The organism is Pseudomonas alkylphenolica, assembly GCF_016009175.1.
In the GTDB taxonomy this organism is placed as follows: domain Bacteria; phylum Pseudomonadota; class Gammaproteobacteria; order Pseudomonadales; family Pseudomonadaceae; genus Aquipseudomonas; species Aquipseudomonas alkylphenolica_B.
Window position 1 is genome coordinate 215,084 of sequence record NZ_JADUCM010000003.1, and the last position, 15,735, is coordinate 230,818.

General features: G+C 61.6%; 19 protein-coding genes. 11 read left to right on the forward strand and 8 right to left on the reverse strand.

Translation table 11 applies throughout. The features are described from left to right. Position 1 precedes the first annotated feature (1 nt). Entirely contained in the window at positions 2–748 is a 747-nt protein-coding gene (gene folM, locus I5S59_RS05430; RefSeq protein ID WP_420066436.1) for a dihydromonapterin reductase, read from the reverse strand. A 7-nt stretch (positions 749–755) separates the two neighbouring features. Beyond that, complete coding sequence (locus tag I5S59_RS05435; RefSeq protein ID WP_197875712.1) at positions 756–1,325, reverse strand: antibiotic biosynthesis monooxygenase; 570 nt, start codon at positions 1,323–1,325, stop codon at positions 756–758. A gap of 222 nt (positions 1,326–1,547) precedes the next feature. Between I5S59_RS05435 and I5S59_RS05440 the strand changes: the two genes are divergently transcribed. Then, positions 1,548–2,498, forward strand: a complete 951-nt coding sequence (locus tag I5S59_RS05440; RefSeq protein WP_197875713.1) for a MerR family transcriptional regulator — start codon at positions 1,548–1,550, stop codon at positions 2,496–2,498. Here I5S59_RS05440 and I5S59_RS05445 read toward each other — a convergent pair. Further along, positions 2,495–3,100, reverse strand: a complete 606-nt coding sequence (locus tag I5S59_RS05445; RefSeq protein ID WP_197875714.1) for a hypothetical protein — start codon at positions 3,098–3,100, stop codon at positions 2,495–2,497. The two genes, I5S59_RS05440 and I5S59_RS05445, sit on opposite strands and share 4 nt — an antisense overlap. A gap of 72 nt (positions 3,101–3,172) precedes the next feature. Next, positions 3,173–3,631 (reverse strand): PAS domain S-box protein, encoded by a 459-nt coding sequence (locus I5S59_RS05450; protein ID WP_197875715.1) that lies wholly within the window; start codon positions 3,629–3,631, stop codon positions 3,173–3,175. 139 nt (positions 3,632–3,770) lie between these two features. Here I5S59_RS05450 and I5S59_RS05455 point away from each other — a divergent pair, with 139 nt between their 5' ends. After that, on the forward strand, positions 3,771–4,226 hold the full coding sequence (locus I5S59_RS05455) for a flavodoxin (protein ID WP_197875716.1): 456 nt from the start codon (positions 3,771–3,773) through the stop codon (positions 4,224–4,226). Here the strand turns inward: I5S59_RS05455 and I5S59_RS05460 are convergent, their stop codons facing one another. Next, positions 4,227–5,114 carry a LysR family transcriptional regulator gene (locus I5S59_RS05460; protein WP_197875717.1) on the reverse strand — a complete coding sequence of 296 codons (888 nt, stop codon included), beginning with the start codon at positions 5,112–5,114 and terminating at the stop codon, positions 4,227–4,229. It abuts the gene before it with no gap. Positions 5,115–5,211: 97 nt separating this feature from the next. On the opposite strand from I5S59_RS05460, the gene I5S59_RS05465 reads away from it, so the two are divergent. From I5S59_RS05465 to I5S59_RS05485, 5 genes are all read left to right on the forward strand, one after another. Continuing rightward, complete coding sequence (locus I5S59_RS05465) at positions 5,212–5,598, forward strand: CidA/LrgA family protein (protein WP_197875718.1); 387 nt, start codon at positions 5,212–5,214, stop codon at positions 5,596–5,598. Continuing rightward, the gene (locus I5S59_RS05470; RefSeq protein ID WP_197875719.1) at positions 5,588–6,274 is read left to right on the forward strand and encodes an LrgB family protein; all 687 of its coding nucleotides are present in this window, start codon (positions 5,588–5,590) and stop codon (positions 6,272–6,274) included. The genes I5S59_RS05465 and I5S59_RS05470 overlap by 11 nt, the downstream gene beginning before the upstream one ends. A gap of 186 nt (positions 6,275–6,460) precedes the next feature. Further along, a complete protein-coding gene (locus I5S59_RS05475; protein WP_197875720.1) occupies positions 6,461–7,366 on the forward strand; it encodes an alpha/beta fold hydrolase in 906 nt (301 codons plus the stop codon). Between the two features lie 123 nt (positions 7,367–7,489). Continuing rightward, on the forward strand, positions 7,490–8,401 hold the full coding sequence (locus I5S59_RS05480; RefSeq protein ID WP_197875721.1) for an SDR family oxidoreductase: 912 nt from the start codon (positions 7,490–7,492) through the stop codon (positions 8,399–8,401). Positions 8,402–8,479: 78 nt separating this feature from the next. After that, positions 8,480–8,833: a hypothetical protein gene (locus I5S59_RS05485; RefSeq protein ID WP_197875722.1), complete on the forward strand. Its 354-nt coding sequence runs from the start codon at positions 8,480–8,482 to the stop codon at positions 8,831–8,833. A 301-nt stretch (positions 8,834–9,134) separates the two neighbouring features. Here the strand turns inward: I5S59_RS05485 and I5S59_RS05490 are convergent, their stop codons facing one another. Beyond that, positions 9,135–9,920, reverse strand: coding sequence for an IclR family transcriptional regulator (locus tag I5S59_RS05490; RefSeq protein ID WP_197875723.1), 786 nt, complete (start codon positions 9,918–9,920; stop codon positions 9,135–9,137). 173 nt (positions 9,921–10,093) lie between these two features. Between I5S59_RS05490 and hmgA the strand changes: the two genes are divergently transcribed. From hmgA to maiA, 3 genes are read left to right on the forward strand one after another with little or no spacing between them, the layout of a single operon-like run. Continuing rightward, positions 10,094–11,395 (forward strand): homogentisate 1,2-dioxygenase, encoded by a 1,302-nt coding sequence (hmgA, locus tag I5S59_RS05495; RefSeq protein ID WP_197875724.1) that lies wholly within the window; start codon positions 10,094–10,096, stop codon positions 11,393–11,395. A 3-nt stretch (positions 11,396–11,398) separates the two neighbouring features. After that, positions 11,399–12,691 carry a fumarylacetoacetase gene (gene fahA, locus I5S59_RS05500; protein WP_197875725.1) on the forward strand — a complete coding sequence of 431 codons (1,293 nt, stop codon included), beginning with the start codon at positions 11,399–11,401 and terminating at the stop codon, positions 12,689–12,691. Between the two features lie 12 nt (positions 12,692–12,703). Beyond that, positions 12,704–13,336 (forward strand): maleylacetoacetate isomerase, encoded by a 633-nt coding sequence (gene maiA, locus I5S59_RS05505; RefSeq protein WP_197875726.1) that lies wholly within the window; start codon positions 12,704–12,706, stop codon positions 13,334–13,336. An 8-nt stretch (positions 13,337–13,344) separates the two neighbouring features. On the opposite strand, the gene I5S59_RS05510 is transcribed toward maiA, so the two are convergent. Further along, on the reverse strand, positions 13,345–14,151 hold the full coding sequence (locus I5S59_RS05510) for a SirB1 family protein (protein ID WP_197875727.1): 807 nt from the start codon (positions 14,149–14,151) through the stop codon (positions 13,345–13,347). 125 nt (positions 14,152–14,276) lie between these two features. Here I5S59_RS05510 and I5S59_RS05515 point away from each other — a divergent pair, with 125 nt between their 5' ends. After that, positions 14,277–15,296, forward strand: a complete 1,020-nt coding sequence (locus tag I5S59_RS05515) for a Leu/Phe/Val dehydrogenase (protein ID WP_197875728.1) — start codon at positions 14,277–14,279, stop codon at positions 15,294–15,296. Between the two features lie 6 nt (positions 15,297–15,302). Here I5S59_RS05515 and I5S59_RS05520 read toward each other — a convergent pair whose 3' ends face one another. Next, positions 15,303–15,566, reverse strand: coding sequence for a YebG family protein (locus I5S59_RS05520; protein ID WP_197875729.1), 264 nt, complete (start codon positions 15,564–15,566; stop codon positions 15,303–15,305). Positions 15,567–15,735: the final 169 nt, after the last annotated feature.

Consider the following 15,735-nt stretch of genomic DNA (forward strand, 5'->3'; position numbering starts at 1 on the left):
TTCAATCGACGGCAATGCGGTTCTTCAGGTGACGTCCACCGTTGATGACCACGTTGCTGCCGGTGCTGTACTGGCTCTCGAGCAGAAACTGCACCGCTTCGATCAGCGGCTGGGCACCAGGCTCGAATTCCAGCAGGGCTTTTTTCAGGGTTTGCTGGCGATAGGCGTCGTCGCTGTTTTCCTTGAGGATCAGCAACCCCGGCAGAATCGCGTTGACCCTGACCACCGGCGCGTACTTTTCAGCAAACGACAGCACCATGTTCTGTAACGCCGCCTTGGTGGCGGCATAGCCGATATGGCTCTTGCTGCCACGCGAGGAGGTTTCGTCGCAGATGTGGATGATGTCGGCCTTGTTCATCTTCAGCAGTTGCTCGCCGAGCGCCAGGTTCAGGTGATAGGGCGCTTCGACATGCAGCTTGAACATGGTGTTGAGGTTGGCCAGGTCATCGTCGAGCCACAGCGATGCGTTGTGGATGATCGCGCGCAGGCCATCGTAGTTGCGCTGCAGGTGGTCGATCAGGGCCAGACGGTCCTGCTCCAGGCACAGGTCGGCCTGAAACTGGATGATGTTCGGGTGCTCAGCCTTGGGGCTTTTACTGCGGCTGGCGCTGACCACGGTATGGCCGGCCTGCGCCAGGTTCAGGGCCAACGCCAGGCCGACTCGCTGGCTGGCTCCGGTGACAAGAATTGGGCTGTTCATGGTGGGGGCGGTCAACTTTTGCAGGTTCGCTTGGATAGCCCCCAGCATACCCGAACTAAGCGGGGTTGCGCGCACCCTGCGGGCTGGCGCGACGTGTCGGCGCATTGAGCCAGTTGGCCAGTACGCGGGTCGACAACGGGATGAAGAAATACACCATCAAGGGCGTCAGGCCCAAGGTGCTCAGCAGTATCCGCGGCACCAGGTCCAGGGCACTGAGCCAGTGGCCGAACAGCAGGTTGAACAACAGCGAAACGGGAAAGAACGCGAGCCAGATTGCTACTGCTTGTTTCCAGCGTGGTGGACGTTGCACCGGATTGGTGCCAAACCAGCCGTCCAGGCCACTGGCGCGCAACTCCAGGGGTTGCTCGAACAGGCCGTTGCCGCGGTCCAGCCAGGCCTTGCGCGAGGCCGAGTGCTCCCAGGCCTGCATGGTCTGCTCGTTGGTGAAGCGGAAGATAATCTGGAACTCGTCCCCCTGCGGAGGCGGCGCGAGCACGCCGGAGCCCAGGTAACCGGTAAAGTCGGTGGCCAGCTGTTCGCCTTCGTGCAGCCAGCTCATCAGGTCCTGATAGCGGCCTTCGGCGACGCGGCGCGTCACCATCAAGGTTACGGGTGGGGTAGACATTGTGTATCTCCTGGCAACTGGGCGTGGCGGGTGGCCTGCCCATGAAATGCGTCCGGGGTGGTGGACGGCATCTGCTTGCATGCAAAAAGCGGGCACGGATTATTCCTCAAATAACCTGACTCGTCAGTGCTGATCGTGTGCTGCCTCACAGAATTGCCAATGGTCGCCCCGTAGTGCCCGGAGTAGAATGCGCCTTGGCCCTAGAATCGTGGTTTCCCGGCAATGCTTGAACCTGCCCAGTCTTCGTTGAGTCCCGGTAATCTCGATCAGGAGGAGCTGTTTCCGATCCGTGAAGTGTCGCGCCTGACCGGCATCAACCCGGTCACTCTGCGTGCATGGGAGCGCCGATACGGGCTGATTCAGCCGACGCGCACCGAAAGTGGGCATCGCCTGTATTCCCAGGCCGACATCGACGAGGTGCGCAACATCCTCGGCTGGATCGAGCGTGGGGTGGCGGTGAGCAAGGTCGGCAAGATTCTCGCCCGCAACCAGACTCTCAAGCCTCAGGCTGAGGCGCCGCGCAGCCAGGCTTCCCAGGACGATTTCAAACAATGGCAGTTGCAGCTGCGTCAAGCCGTTCGGGCGTTTGATGAGCGCCGGCTGGAGCAGGTGTATGGCCAGGTGTTCAGCAGTTATCCGCTGGTGGTCACGTTCCAGGAAATCCTGTTGCCGGTCTGGCAAGAGTTGCGCAGCACCCAGGAGGCGTTCGGCCACCTCAGCGAATGGCTGTTCCTCGACGGTTGTCTGCGCGGACGGGTATTGCAGCGCCTGCAGCTGTCGGGTGATCAACAGGAAGCCAGAGTAGTGTTGGCCGCCATTCCCGGGCATTGCCGGGAACTGGAGTTGCTGGTGGCAGCGTTGTTACTGAGCAGCAGTGACATCGCCGTGACCGTGCTGGGGCTGGGGCAGCCGGTCGAAGAGCTGCATCTGGTATGTGAGCGCATGATGCCGCATGCCCTGGTGCTGTTCTCGAATCACCCGCCAGCGCACGACTTGCCCAAGCGCCTAGCGCATCTGGCCCTTACGCTGGAGTGCCCGCTGTTGCTGGCTGGCGAGGCGGCGGACATGGCCCAGGACAGCTTGATCGGTTCGCAAGTGGCGTGTCTGGGCAGTGAAGGCCGGCTGATGCGCCGCCGCTTGCAGCAATACCTGGCCGGTCACCTGGACAGTTAGGGGTGCAGCTCCGGATGGGCCTGGCGGTGGGCCTGAAGGATGTACTCGCGTAGCCGTTCGATCTCGCTCTGCTGGCTTTCGCAGAGGTTGTAGGCCGCAAGGTTTTGCCCGGTGCGCCGCTGCAGGATGCCATGCAAAGCAATAGGGGCGCAGTTGTCTGGGCTGAACCAGAGGTCGAAGGTTTCAGGCGGCTCGGGCTGGTCACGAACGTCTACCAGCACCCCTTTGAACGAAATTTCCCGTACCCACAGGCCGGTACTCAAACCCAGGTCGTCTTCCAGCGCCAGCGGCGACTCAAGGGTCAGTCGCCATGGGCGCACCATCGGGCCTTCTTCATAGATGCGCGGCGCGCCCAGCTGCAGTTGCAGGGCGTGGAACTCGTCTTCGACCAGGTGCAGCGGAAAGGTCATCTGGTGGTTGTCGAACTGCGCCTGCAAAGTGACCTGCTCATCGGCGATCAGCCGGGTCAGCAGATTTTTGATGTCACTGCCGCCAGAGACCATCAGGCGCGACACCGATTCCGCCGGGGAAGGCAGGGACGCGTGCTGCATGGTCCGGATGAAATCCAGCTCATCCTGAGTCAGGAGGGCATTTGCTTGCATGGTCGAACTCGAAAGTGGCGGACGTGAGCGCATTTCTTCACCGTGATGGACAACTGAGCGGCAGTTTTGTTTTTACCGTTCGTCGCTTTCCAGTTCAGCAATGCGTGCCCGCGCCTGAGCCAGTTCGCGCTCGAGCTCGATTACCCGCTGCTCCGCCTCGACCTGACGGCTGACATCTTTCTGGATGCCGATGAAGTATTTGCGCTGATCGGCTTCGATATACACAGGGGTAATCGACAGCTCGTTCCAGAATGCACTGCCGTCCTTGCGGTAGTTGCGCAGGATTTCCCGGCACGGCTGGCCGCTTTTGATCGCCTCGCGAATCAGTGCGCGAGAGGCCTGCTCACGGTCATCGTTTTGCAGAAAACGGCAATCGCGGTAGAGGATATCGTTGGCTCCGTAGCCGGTCAGGCGCTCAAACGCCGGGTTCACATAAATCAGGATGGTGTCATCATCGCCTTCCTGTTCAGCGACCACGATGCCGTCATTGGAGGCATCAATCATGCGTTGTAGCAGTTTGGCGTTGATCATCAATAACGTCCGCAAGGTCTTGGAGAGGGCGGGTGGCTGATTCCAGTGGATTGCACCGCTGTGCTGATTCGGCGATTGAGGCCTTTTGCCACTGCCCAATGTTAGTATCCTACGTTTTTACTCAGTTTCGGAACCCTCTATGAAAGTCGCCATCCTTTCCGGTTCGGTCTACGGTACGGCCGAAGAAGTCGCACGGCATGCCGAATCGCTGCTCAAAGCTGCAGGATTCGAGGCCTGGCACGCTGCCCGAGCCACTTTGCAGGATCTTCAGGGCTTTGCCCCGGAGGCGTTTCTGGCAGTGACCTCGACGACCGGCATGGGCGAGTTGCCCGACAACCTGATGCCGTTGTTCAGTGAAATCCGCGATGTGTTGCCGGCGGCCTGGCGCGGTTTGCCCGGTGCGGTCATCGCCCTGGGTGACTCCAGCTACGGCGATACCTTCTGTGGTGGCGGCGAGCAGCTGCGCGAACTGTTCGCCGAACTGGGCATCAATGAGGTGCAGCCCATGCTGCGTCTGGACGCCAGTGAAACCGTGACCCCTGAAACCGACGCCGAGCCGTGGCTGGCTGAACTGATCAACACCCTGCGCGGCTGATCACGTCGGCAGCTGTTGCTCACGCAGCAGCTGCAACCAGGCCTGGGCGGCGTGTGACAGGTAGGCGCCCTGGCGCCAGATGAAGGCGATGTCCCAGCGCAGGTCGGTAGGCTCGCTCAAGGGCAGCCGAACCACGCCGGGACGTTCCAGCCCCCTGGCCACCACGCTGGGCAGCAGCACCACGCCTTGGCCTGCGGCCACCAAGGCGGCGAGAAAGTCGGCCTGGCCGCTGCGTCCGCCTTCCTTGGGCGTGAACCCCACCTGCTGGCAAGCACTGAGCAAGCGGTCGTTGAGCACGAAGCTGCGTTGGTACAGCAGAAACGGTGTGTCGGCCAGTTGTGCCAGGTGCACGTGCTCGGCGGTGGCCAAGGGATGGTCCGCAGGTAGCAAGGCGTCGAGCGGTTCATTGCAGAACGGCTGAAAGGCGAACGCCGGGTCGCTCGGCGTTAGGCTGCCACCCAGTTCCAGCTCGCCGCTGAGTACGGCTTGTTCAACATTGCGGCTGCCGCCTTCGAGCAGGTAAACGGTGATGTTCGGGTAACGCCGGCGGTACTCGGCAAACAGGCGGGCAAACAGGGCATCGCTGCCCAGCAGCGGCAGCCCCAGGCGCAGTTCGCCGCGGGCCAGCTGGCTGAGGTCGTCGAGTTCATTCTGCAACTCCTGACGCAGGCGCAGCATCGCTTCGCCGCGCTCCAGCACCACCTTGCCAGCGGCGGTCAGGTGCAGGTGTGAGCCCTGGCGCTCGAGCAGGGCGACGCCCAGGTCTTGCTCCAGTTGCGCCACTTGCTTGCTGACCGCCGACTGGCTGATGTTCAGGCTGTGGGAGGCCTGGGTAAAGCCCCCGCGGTGGATGACTTCGATAAAGCTGCGCAGTTGTTTGAATTCCATGGACTCAATTCCATTGTGGAATGGAAGTCAGTCTAACAATTCGTTTTTCGCTTGGGGGATGGCCCTTTAAAATAGTGCCTTGAAGAGGTTCCCCACGATGACTACCGCATCTACCAAACGTTTCTTGCGCCTGCTCGCCGAGCTGGCAGTATTTCTTGCCCTCTATGCTTTCGGCGGCCAGTTGGCGGCCTGGCTGGGCTGGCCGATTCCCGGCGGCGTCATGGGCCTGGCACTGTTGTTGATCCTGTTTGCCCTGGGCTGGCTGAAGCCGGCCACGTTGCAATTGGGTGCAGGCCTGCTGATGGCCGAAATGCTCTTGTTCTTCATCCCCGCACTGATGAGCCTGCTCGATTACGGCAGCCTGTTGCGTGATGAAGGGTGGCGGATCCTGCTGGTAATCGGCGTCAGCACCTTGATGGTCATGGTGATGACGGCGGTGACCGTGGAGTGGGTGTGCCGCTGGAGGATGCGTCATGACGTTTGAACCGATGCCGTTGTTCTGGCTGGCCTTGACCCTGCTGGCCTACCTGGGCAGCCGCTGGTTGTACCGGCGTACCGGGCGATATGTGCTGTCGCCGTTGATTCTGGTACCGGTATTGCTGCTGGCGATTGCCGTGCCACTGAACACTGCTTACGCCGAGTATTCGCGCGACACCCACTGGCTGATGTCGGTATTGGGGCCGGTAACGGTGGCCTTTGCCATTCCGATCTGGCAACAACGGGCGTTGCTGGCCCGCCACTGGCCGGCTTTGACCCTGGGCATGGTGGTGGGCAGTGTGGCGTCGATCAGCAGTTCCTGGGGCCTGGCGCACCTGTTGTCGCTGGACAGTGCAGTGAGCCTGTCGTTGCTGCCGCGCTCGATCACCACGCCCTTTGCCATGCCGCTGGCGCACGACCTCGGTGGCGTGCCGGAGCTGACGGCAGTTTTCGTGATGTTTACCGGGGTGCTGGGAGCCATGTTCGGTGGGGTGCTGCTCAGGTTCCTGCCGCTTCGTACACCACTGGCCCGTGGTGCGCTGTTCGGAGTCGGGGCCCATGGTGCCGGGGTCAGTCGCGCCCAGGAAGTCGGCAGGGAAGAAGGCTCTGTGGCGGGCCTGGTGATGGTCCTGACCGGGTTGCTGAACCTGTTTGCTGCGCCGCTGCTGACCCTGATGGTGTGATCGCGCCACTTTAGTCGCCGCTTGACTCACAAGGTCAATAAGCTGGCTGCCAATGCAACTTACCTTTGCCAGCGTGATGGCTAGACTGCTTGGCAGTAGAGCACACGAATGTGCCGAGGTGATTGCAATGACCGCAACGCATGCCTTGCCCAACACAATCTACTTCCTGCTAACGAGAGTACGCTGATGCCTTTGGCCGAGATTCCATTGTGCGTCTGGCGTACCCGGGGACAGGATTTTTCGTTCCGTAGCCAGAGCATTCGATACTGGACCGCAGGGCAAGGAGAGCCGCTGCTACTGATTCACGGATTTCCCACCGCCAGCTGGGACTGGCACTACCTGTGGGCGCCGCTGGTTCAACGCTTCCGGGTGATTGCCTGCGACATGCTCGGCTTTGGCGACTCGGCCAAACCGGTACAGCATGAGTACAGCCTGATCGAACAGGCTGATTTGCAGCAGGCCTTGCTGGCGCACCTGCAGGTCGACCAGCCCGTGCATGTGCTGGCCCACGATTACGGGGCCAGCGTCGCTCAGGAATTACTGGCGCGCCACCATGAGGGGCAGGCGAGCATTGCCAGCTGTGCGTTCCTCAACGGCGGGTTGTTTCCTGAGCGCCATCGCACCCTGCTGATCCAGAAACTGCTGCTCAGCCCCCTGGGCTGGCTGGTGGCGCGCTCGTTCGGGCGCGATGATCTGGTGCGTAATGTCACGCAGGTTTACGGCCCTTGCACCCACCCGAGCGAAAGTGCGCTGGATGACAGCTGGAGCCTGATCGAGGCAAACGGTGGCACGCGGATCCTGCACAAGCTGGCCGCCTATGTTCCGGAGCGCATGGTTCATCGCGCGCGCTGGGTGGCTGCGCTGCAGCACGGCACGGTGCCCATGCGTTTTATCAACGGTGCCGCCGATCCGGTTTCCGGCATCCACATGCTCGAACGGTACCAGGAGCTGGTTCCCAATCCCGACACCGTAGTGCTGCAAGGCATCGGTCATTACCCGCATACCGAAGCACCGGTACAGGTGTTGCGTCATTACCTGACGTTTCGCGAGCAACCCTTGCAGCGCTTCGCACAGAAGGTCGCCTGGTCCTGACGGGCCAGGTGTGCTTCATCATCTTCTAGCCTTATCGCCTGCCATTCACCCTCTGCCCGCTTGATTGTGTGCTGGCCGGTGCTGGCCGACACTCGGGCATTTCCTCTTGCTGGAGTGATGAGCATGAACGATTCGGTGCGTCTGGACGATAAAGTGGTCATTGTGACCGGCGCCGGTGGCGGCCTGGGTCAAGCCCATGCCTTGCTGTTTGCCCGCCATGGAGCACGCGTGGTGGTCAACGACCTTGGCGGTTCGACCCATGGCGAAGGCGCCAGTGTGTCTGCTGCCGACCGGGTGGTGGCGCAGATCCGCGAGGCGGGCGGTACGGCGGTGGCCAACCACGACTCAGTGGCCGACGGTCAGCGCATTGTCGAGCAGGCTCTGGATACCTTTGGCCGGATCGATGTGCTGGTCAACAACGCCGGCATTCTGCGTGACAAAACCTTCCACAAAATGGACGACAGTGATTGGCAGCAGGTGTACCAGGTGCATGTCGAAGGTGCCTACAAGGTAACCCGCGCGGCCTGGGCGCACTTGCGCGAACAGAACTGGGGGCGGGTGATTTTCACCGCGTCCACCTCGGGCATTTACGGCAACTTCGGCCAGGCCAACTATGGCATGGCCAAACTTGGCCTGTACGGCCTGACCCGCACCCTGGCCATCGAGGGCCGCAAACACAACATTCTGGTCAACGCCATTGCACCTACCGGCGGTACACGCATGACCGAAGGGCTGATTCCGCCCCAGGTGTTCGAGCAGCTCAAGCCGGAGCTGGTCAGCCCGCTGGTGGTGTACTTGGGCAGTGAGCAGTGCCAGGACAGCGGCGGGTTGTTCGAAGTGGGCGGCGGCTGGGTCGGCAAGGTGCGTTGGGAGCGTAGCCTGGGTGTCGGCTTCAATCCGCACCAAGGGTTTACCCCGGAGGATGTGGCGGCCAACTGGGAAACTATCGGTGATTTCACCGATGCCGTGCACCCGCGCGACAGTCTGGAAGCATTGCAACAGATGATGGCCAACCTGCAGAAACATCCTCGCTGATCAGACCAGCCTCAGGTTGTGGTCGCCGGCAGATCCTGTCTATGCTGGGCGGCCATGATCGATGCAGGAGTACAGCGGATGTACGAGTCCAAAACCGAGGCGGTCATTTCACCTCGCCAGTTTCGCTTTCGATTGCTGCGTCATGCGCTTGCCGCGTGCCTGCTGCTGATCGCCTCGATCCTCTTCGGTGTAGTCGGGCACCTGTACTTCGAACCGCACATTCCTCTACACGATGCGGTCTTCAACGCTACCTTGCTGTTGGGCGGCGTCGGGCCGGTGATCCTGCCTGAGAGCATTGGTGGCAAGTTGTTCTTTGCCGGCTATGGCCTTTATGTGGGCCTGGTCTTTGTCGCCAGCATCGGCTTGATCCTGGCGCCAGTCGCTCATCGGTTGCTGCATCGGTTTCACTTTGATGAAAGCGATGACGATTGAGGGTAAAAGCCAGGTATAAAAAAGGCCGCTGCAAAGCAGCGGCCAAGTAAGACGCAGATCAAGGAGCTTCAAAATCAACGTCGGTGAACCTGTTGCCGGAAGGCGGGGTGTTCACGCCTGAAATGCCCGTGCCAGAGCAGCTCTTGGTGTTGGCGCGGTCCAGCTGCAAACAGAATAAGCCGCTGACCTTGAAGGAAAAATAGTCAATTGTGACAATCACTGTTGCACCGCTGGCAACAGTGCGGCGGTACCTACCTTAGTGCAGGTACCCGTGAATGACTGTGAGCCTTTGTAAGCAAATTCAAGGGGCCGCTTCGTAGCCCATGCGCCAGCTGATCATCTTCGCCGCGGCCAGTAATTGTTGCGCGGCCGGGCCTTGTTCATCGGCATGGAAGATCGAGGTCGGGCCGACCACGGTCAATACCGCGACAATCTGGCCAAAGGCATTGAGCACTGGCGCTGAAAGGGCATCGACGCCGGGCATGAGCAAACCATGGACATGGTGCAGGCCACGTTCACGGATGCTGGCGAACAAGGCGTCATAGTCGCTGGCGCTGTGCCCCAGGGCCGCCAGTTCCTGATCACGCAATTCGACAGTCTCGCGTTCTGGCAGGTAGGCGCCAAACACCAGGCCGGTCGATGAACTGAGCAGCGGCAGCACCGAGCCGATCTGGGTGACTACGGTCACTGCGCGAACCGCCGGTTCGATGTTGACCACGGTCGCACCCTGGTTACCCCACACGGCAATAAAGCAGCTCTCGTTCAATGCGTCGCGCAATTGCGACAGCGGCAGGGCCGCGACTTTCAGCACATCCATCCCGCCCAGCGCTGCAAGCCCCACACGCAAAGCCTCACGGCCCAGGCCATAGTGGTTGGTGGCCGAATTCTGCTCGGCAAAGCCGCTGGCGATCAGCGCCTGCAGGTAGCGGTGCACCTTGCTCGCCGGCATGTCCACGTGTTCGGCCAGACGCGACAGTGAGGTCGAGGGCGACAGCTGGGCCAGGGCCTTGAGGATATCGGTACCGACTTCGGCCGAGCGGACCTTCTGTTTGCCGGCACTGTCGGCGGGGGAGCTGGCTTTGGCCATGGGGGATTCGATCCGGGTAGTCCTGGTGGGCGTCTTTATAGCTTGACGGTCTTCGTCAATCAAATTACGTTATGCGTAATGTGATTACGATAAAAATAACGCAGAAGCGCTGCTACGGTGAACAGCTCGCAGCCAACTGCCATTAACCGGCCTGCACTGGGCCCGGAGGCTCGATGAACCTCGACAGCACCCCTGTTCTCGATTATCAAAGTGGTTTCGGCAACGAATTCGCCAGCGAAGCCTTGCCCGGCGCCCTCCCGGTCGGCCAGAACTCGCCGCAAAAAGCCCCGTACGGGCTGTATGCCGAACTGTTTTCCGGTACGGCGTTCACCATGACCCGCAGCGAAATGCGGCGCACGTGGATGTACCGCATTCGCCCTTCAGCCTTGCACCCGCGCTTCGAGCGCCTCGAACGTCAGTTGGCCGGTGGCCCGCTGGGCGCGGTGACGCCCAACCGGCTGCGCTGGAGCCCGCAGGAAATCCCGGGCGAGCCGACTGACTTCATCGACGGCTGGGTAGCGATGGCCGCCAACGCCAGCAGCGAAAAGCCCGCCGGTATCAGCATTTATAGCTACAGCGCCAACCGCTCCATGGAGCGGGTATTTTTCAACGCCGACGGCGAGCTGCTGCTGGTGCCGCAACTGGGGCGTCTGCGTATCGTCACCGAGCTGGGCGTGCTGGCGGTCGAGCCGCTTGAAATCGCCGTGCTGCCACGCGGTCTGAAGTTCCGCGTGGAACTGCTCGACGATCAGGCCCGCGGGTACATTGCCGAAAACCATGGTGCGCCACTGCGCATTCCGGACCTGGGGCCGATCGGTAGCAACGGCCTGGCCAACCCGCGCGATTTCCTTGCGCCGGTCGCTCACTACGAAGACCATCAGGGCCAGGTGCAACTGGTGCAGAAGTTCCTCGGCGAACTGTGGGGTTGCGAGCTCAATCATTCGCCGCTGGACGTGGTCGCCTGGCATGGCAACAACGTGCCTTACAAATACGACCTGCGCCGGTTCAACACCATCGGTACCGTCAGCTTCGACCACCCGGACCCGTCGATTTTCACCGTGCTCACCTCGCCGACCAGCGTGCCGGGCCTGGCCAACCTCGACTTCGTGATCTTTCCGCCACGCTGGATGGTGGCCGAAAACACCTTCCGTCCACCTTGGTTCCACCGCAACCTGATGAACGAGTTCATGGGGCTGATCAAGGGCGAGTACGACGCCAAGGCCGAAGGCTTCCTGCCGGGTGGTGCGTCGTTGCACAGTTGCATGAGTGCCCATGGCCCGGATGCGCAGACCTGCGCCAATGCCATCGCTGCCGACCTCAAGCCCAACAAGATCGACAACACCATGGCGTTCATGTTCGAGACCAGCCAGGTGCTGCGACCGAGCCGTCATGCGCTTGAATGCCCGCAGCTGCAGGCCGACTACGATAGTTGCTGGGCTTCCTTGCCGAGCACCTTCACCCCGAACCGGAGATAACCCATGAATCAGTCTGCCACTGCCCGTAGTTGGGTCGAACACGCCAACGGGCATCGCGATTTTCCGCTGCAGAACCTGCCGCTGGGGATCTTCAGTCACAAGGGTCAGGGCAAGCGTTGTGGCGTAGCCATTGGCGATGCCATTCTCGATCTTGAAGGTGCGCTGGTCGCCGGTCTGTTTGACGGCCACGCCCGCGTTGCCGTCGAAGCGACCCGTGGCGGTGCGCTGAATGCGTTCTTTGCCCTGGGCCGCAGCGCCCGGGTGGCCTTGCGCGAACGCCTGCTGGAACTGCTCGGTGAGCACAGTGAACATCAGGCGGTGCTCAAGCCGCTGCTGCTGGACAGCGCCGAGTGCCAGTTGCACCTCCCGGCGCAGATTGGCGACTACACCGATTTCTATGTCGGCATCGAACATGCCAAGAACGTTGGCAAGTTGTTCCGCCCAGACAACCCGCTGCTGCCCAACTACAAGTATGTGCCCATCGGCTATCACGGCCGCGCCTCGACCATTCGCCCGTCCGGCACCGACGTGCGTCGTCCCAATGGCCAGACGTTGCCTGCTGGGCAGACCGAACCTAGCTTCGGGCCCTGCGCGCGCCTGGACTACGAACTGGAGCTGGGGATCTGGATCGGCCAGGGCAACGAGATGGGCGAGTCGATTCCGGTTGCTGAAGCGGCTGAGCACATCGCCGGCTTCTGCCTGCTCAATGACTGGTCCGCCCGTGACATCCAGGCCTGGGAATACCAGCCGCTGGGCCCGTTCCTGTCCAAGAGCTTCATTTCGACGGTTTCTCCCTGGGTGGTGACGGCCGAGGCGCTGGCGCCATTCCGTTGTGCCCAGCCAGCGCGCCCCGAAGGCGACCCGCAGCCGCTGTCGTATCTGCTCGACGCACGTGACCAGGCTACAGGCGCATTCGACATTGAACTGGAAGTGCTGCTGCTGACCGAGCGCATGCGCGAACAGAACCTGCCGGCCCATCGTCTGACATTGAGCAATACTTCAAGCATGTACTGGACCGTCGCGCAGATGGTCGCCCATCACAGTGTCAACGGTTGCCAGCTGCAGCCGGGCGACCTGTTTGGCTCCGGAACCTTGTCGGGGGCCCAGCCGGGCCAGTTCGGCAGCCTGCTGGAAATCACCCAGGGCGGCAAGGAACCGGTGCAACTGGCCTCTGGCGAAGTGCGCAAGTTCCTTGAGGACGGTGACGAAGTCATTCTGCGCGCGCGCTGCGTGCGTGAGGGTGTGGCTTCGATCGGGTTTGGCGAGTGCCGCGGCAAGGTTGTTCCGGCCAGATAAGAGGGCAGGGCCATGGATCTGTTCAACTACTTTCGTTCAACCTCATCCTATCGGGTGAGGATTGCCCTGGCACTCAAGCAGCTCGAGTACCAGTATGTGCCGGTCAATCTGCTCAAGGGCGAGCAGCGCGAGTTACATTTCCTGGCGCTCAACCCCCAGGGCCGTGTGCCGGCCCTGAGGATCGATTCCGGTGAACTGCTGGTGCAGTCACCGGCGATCATCGAGTACCTGGAGGAGGTTTATCCACAGCCTGCATTGCTGCCGTCCGATCCTGTGCAGCGGGCTCAGGCACGCGCGGTGGCATCGTTGATCGGTTGTGATATCCACCCACTGCACAACGTCAGCGTGCTCAACCAGCTGCGCGGGTTGGGGCATGACGAGCAGCAGGTGAATGAATGGATCGCCCATTGGATCACCCAAGGTCTGGCGGCGGTGGAGCAACTGATCGGTGACAGCGGCTTTTGCTTTGGCGAAGAACCGGGGCTGGCGGACGTCTACCTGATTCCACAGCTGTACGCCGCCGAGCGTTTCGGCATCAGCCTTGGCGATTACCCGCGCATTGCCCGGGTCGCGGCACTGGCGCAGGAGCATGCCGCGTTCGTGGTCGCCCACCCGACCAGGCAGCCGGACGCGCCGGCCGCCTGACGTCAGGGCTAGTGCACCGACCGGGCCAGGGGCGGCAACTGAGCCAGGCGCTCGGTTAGACGCAGGCGCTGGATGGGGTCGTCGCTCAGCAGCAGGGCATACTCCAGGTCGAAACGTTCGGCCTGGGGGCAGTCCAGGTGTTGATACAGCGTGGCCCGGGCCAGGTAGTCGCTGGCGGTGGCTGTGCCCAGTTGCATCACCCGTTCGGCATCCTTGAGTGCGGCCAGGTCATCGCCATTGGTGGCATGAAGCTGGCGCAAGTTGCGCGACAGGCGCTGGAGCATCTGTTGCGGGCTGGCAGTGAGCAGGTGGTCGGCGTTGAGTTGCACTTGCGGGCCGAACTGGCGGCCGAGCAACTCGCGACAGTCAGCAGGGTAGAGTCGTCGGCCGCCACAGGGGTCGAGCAGGTGGTCGGCACCCGGTACGCGCAGGAGGAAATGCCCCGGGAAATTCACGCCTTCCAGCGGGATCGACAAACCGTGGGCCAGTTCCAGCGTCAGTAACGCCAAGGCCAGCGGCTGGCCGCGGCGGCGTTCCACTACCTTGTCGAGCAGGGCCGCCTGCGGTCGCAACGGCAGGTATTCATCCTGGGCAAAGCCCAGGGCGTTGAGCTTGCGTAGCAGCGGCTGGGCCAGTTCCCCTAGCGGTAGCATGGGCAGGCCTGCACTGACGTCCTGTTGCAGCAGTCGTACCTGAGCCATGACCAGGTGTGGCTGGACACTGCTGTCGTGTTCGGCTGCAACCCATAACGCGGCCTCCAGCAAGGCGACCGGTTCACGTTCCAGGCAGGCGAGACAGGCTTGGCGTGGGGACATGGCATTCTCCGCTCAAGCTTATTTTGTAGCGCTCGCGGGGCCTTTCGTCCAGTGGTCCGGGTGTTGTCATCAATCGGCAAAGTGCGGCCTATACTGGGATCAGCACCTCACTGAGGAGCCCGCTGATGTTCGCTCTCATGCAAAGCACGCGTACGCAATCGCTGCACCTGTGCATCGACCCGCCAACCGGCCTCAAGGCGGTGGTCGCCATTCACAGCGAACATCTGGGCCCAGCCATGGGCGGCTGCCGTTACCTGGCGTATCCGGATGACGACAGTGCCATGGTCGACGCCATTCGCCTGGCCCAGGGGATGAGCTACAAGGCCGCACTGGCCGGCCTGTCGCTGGGCGGGGGCAAGGCGGTGATCATCCGTAATCCGCACGTAGAAAACCGTGCCGCCCTGTTCGAAGCCTTTGGCCGCTTTGTCGATACCCTGCAAGGCCGGTTCATCACGGCGGTAGACAGCGGCACCTCGACGCTGGACATGGACTGCATTGCCCAGACCACCCAGCATGTCACCAGTACGACGGCAGCTGGCGATCCTTCGCCCCATGCCGCCATGGGTGTGTTCGCCGGCATCCGTGCCACGTCCATGGCGCGATTGGGCAGTGACAACCTGGAAGGCTTGCGGGTGGCGGTACAAGGCTTGGGCAATGTCGGCTATGCACTGGCCGAACAACTGCACGCTGCCGGTGCCGAGTTGCTGGTCAGCGATCACGATGCCGGACGCGTACAACTGGCCATGGAGCAGTTCAATGCACGCCCTGTGGCCAATGAAATGCTCATCAGCACACCTTGCGATATCTTTGCGCCGTGCGGCGTGGGGCCGGTGCTCAATGGCCAGAGCGTGATGCAATTGCGCTGTGCTGCGGTGGCAGGCGCGGCGAACAACCAACTGACCACCTTGCAGGTGGCCGACCAGCTGGAAAGCCGTGGAATACTCTATGCACCCGACTATGTGATCAACGCAGGCGGGCTTATCTATGTGGCGCTCAAACACCGTGATGAGTCGCTGAGCACCATCACCGCCCATCTGGCACGCATTCCCTCGCGCCTGACCGAGGTGTTTGCCCACGCGCAGGCAGAGAAGCGTTCACCCGCACGGGTGGCGCAGATGCTTGCCGAGCGGATTATCTATGGCTGAAGCGGGTTACTCGCCCGCATCACCTGTGAGCAGCTCGGACAGGGCGTCAGGCTGGCTCTTGAACGCCTTGGCAAAGACATCGCGGTTCTTGGCCATATAGATGCCGGCATCTTCGACCTGTTGTTCGCTGAGCGACGGCACAGCCTTTTTCAGGACCTCTGCCAGCAGTTCGGCCAACTCGAGCATTTTGTCGTGACGGTCAGCTTCGGCTTTATCCATGAACAAACGCTCCAGATCGCGGCTGCTGCGGTATACCACTTCGACGGCCATTCATCACCTCACATGCCTTTTGAATATCTGTGCTTAGCACTGTTTATATGTACAGTGTTAATGATAGGGTAATCCTCAGGACTAAGATAGTGGCAATTCGGTAATCTGCCGCATACAGGGTGTTTGTGCGCCTGCATCGCCTGGCGGGGCACTTTTACCGTTCTTAAAG

What these genes read in the sequence shown, in the direction of transcription:
- I5S59_RS05435 (WP_197875712.1), bottom strand. Translation starts at nt 1,325, where the DNA reads ATGTCTACCCCACCCGTAACCTTGATGGTGACGCGCCGCGTCGCCGAA.
- I5S59_RS05475 (WP_197875720.1), top strand. Translation starts at nt 6,461, where the DNA reads ATGCCTTTGGCCGAGATTCCATTGTGCGTCTGGCGTACCCGGGGACAG.
- I5S59_RS05490 (WP_197875723.1), bottom strand. Translation starts at nt 9,920, where the DNA reads ATGGCCAAAGCCAGCTCCCCCGCCGACAGTGCCGGCAAACAGAAGGTC.
- I5S59_RS05440 (WP_197875713.1), top strand. Translation starts at nt 1,548, where the DNA reads ATGCTTGAACCTGCCCAGTCTTCGTTGAGTCCCGGTAATCTCGATCAG.
- I5S59_RS05515 (WP_197875728.1), top strand. Translation starts at nt 14,277, where the DNA reads ATGTTCGCTCTCATGCAAAGCACGCGTACGCAATCGCTGCACCTGTGC.
- I5S59_RS05470 (WP_197875719.1), top strand. Translation starts at nt 5,588, where the DNA reads ATGACGTTTGAACCGATGCCGTTGTTCTGGCTGGCCTTGACCCTGCTG.
- I5S59_RS05460 (WP_197875717.1), bottom strand. Translation starts at nt 5,114, where the DNA reads ATGGAATTCAAACAACTGCGCAGCTTTATCGAAGTCATCCACCGCGGG.
- I5S59_RS05485 (WP_197875722.1), top strand. Translation starts at nt 8,480, where the DNA reads ATGTACGAGTCCAAAACCGAGGCGGTCATTTCACCTCGCCAGTTTCGC.
- maiA (WP_197875726.1), top strand. Translation starts at nt 12,704, where the DNA reads ATGGATCTGTTCAACTACTTTCGTTCAACCTCATCCTATCGGGTGAGG.
- I5S59_RS05465 (WP_197875718.1), top strand. Translation starts at nt 5,212, where the DNA reads ATGACTACCGCATCTACCAAACGTTTCTTGCGCCTGCTCGCCGAGCTG.
- I5S59_RS05450 (WP_197875715.1), bottom strand. Translation starts at nt 3,631, where the DNA reads ATGATCAACGCCAAACTGCTACAACGCATGATTGATGCCTCCAATGAC.
- I5S59_RS05520 (WP_197875729.1), bottom strand. Translation starts at nt 15,566, where the DNA reads ATGGCCGTCGAAGTGGTATACCGCAGCAGCCGCGATCTGGAGCGTTTG.
- fahA (WP_197875725.1), top strand. Translation starts at nt 11,399, where the DNA reads ATGAATCAGTCTGCCACTGCCCGTAGTTGGGTCGAACACGCCAACGGG.
- I5S59_RS05455 (WP_197875716.1), top strand. Translation starts at nt 3,771, where the DNA reads ATGAAAGTCGCCATCCTTTCCGGTTCGGTCTACGGTACGGCCGAAGAA.
- I5S59_RS05510 (WP_197875727.1), bottom strand. Translation starts at nt 14,151, where the DNA reads ATGTCCCCACGCCAAGCCTGTCTCGCCTGCCTGGAACGTGAACCGGTC.
- hmgA (WP_197875724.1), top strand. Translation starts at nt 10,094, where the DNA reads ATGAACCTCGACAGCACCCCTGTTCTCGATTATCAAAGTGGTTTCGGC.
- I5S59_RS05445 (WP_197875714.1), bottom strand. Translation starts at nt 3,100, where the DNA reads ATGCAAGCAAATGCCCTCCTGACTCAGGATGAGCTGGATTTCATCCGG.
- I5S59_RS05480 (WP_197875721.1), top strand. Translation starts at nt 7,490, where the DNA reads ATGAACGATTCGGTGCGTCTGGACGATAAAGTGGTCATTGTGACCGGC.
- folM (WP_420066436.1), bottom strand. Translation starts at nt 748, where the DNA reads ATGCTGGGGGCTATCCAAGCGAACCTGCAAAAGTTGACCGCCCCCACC.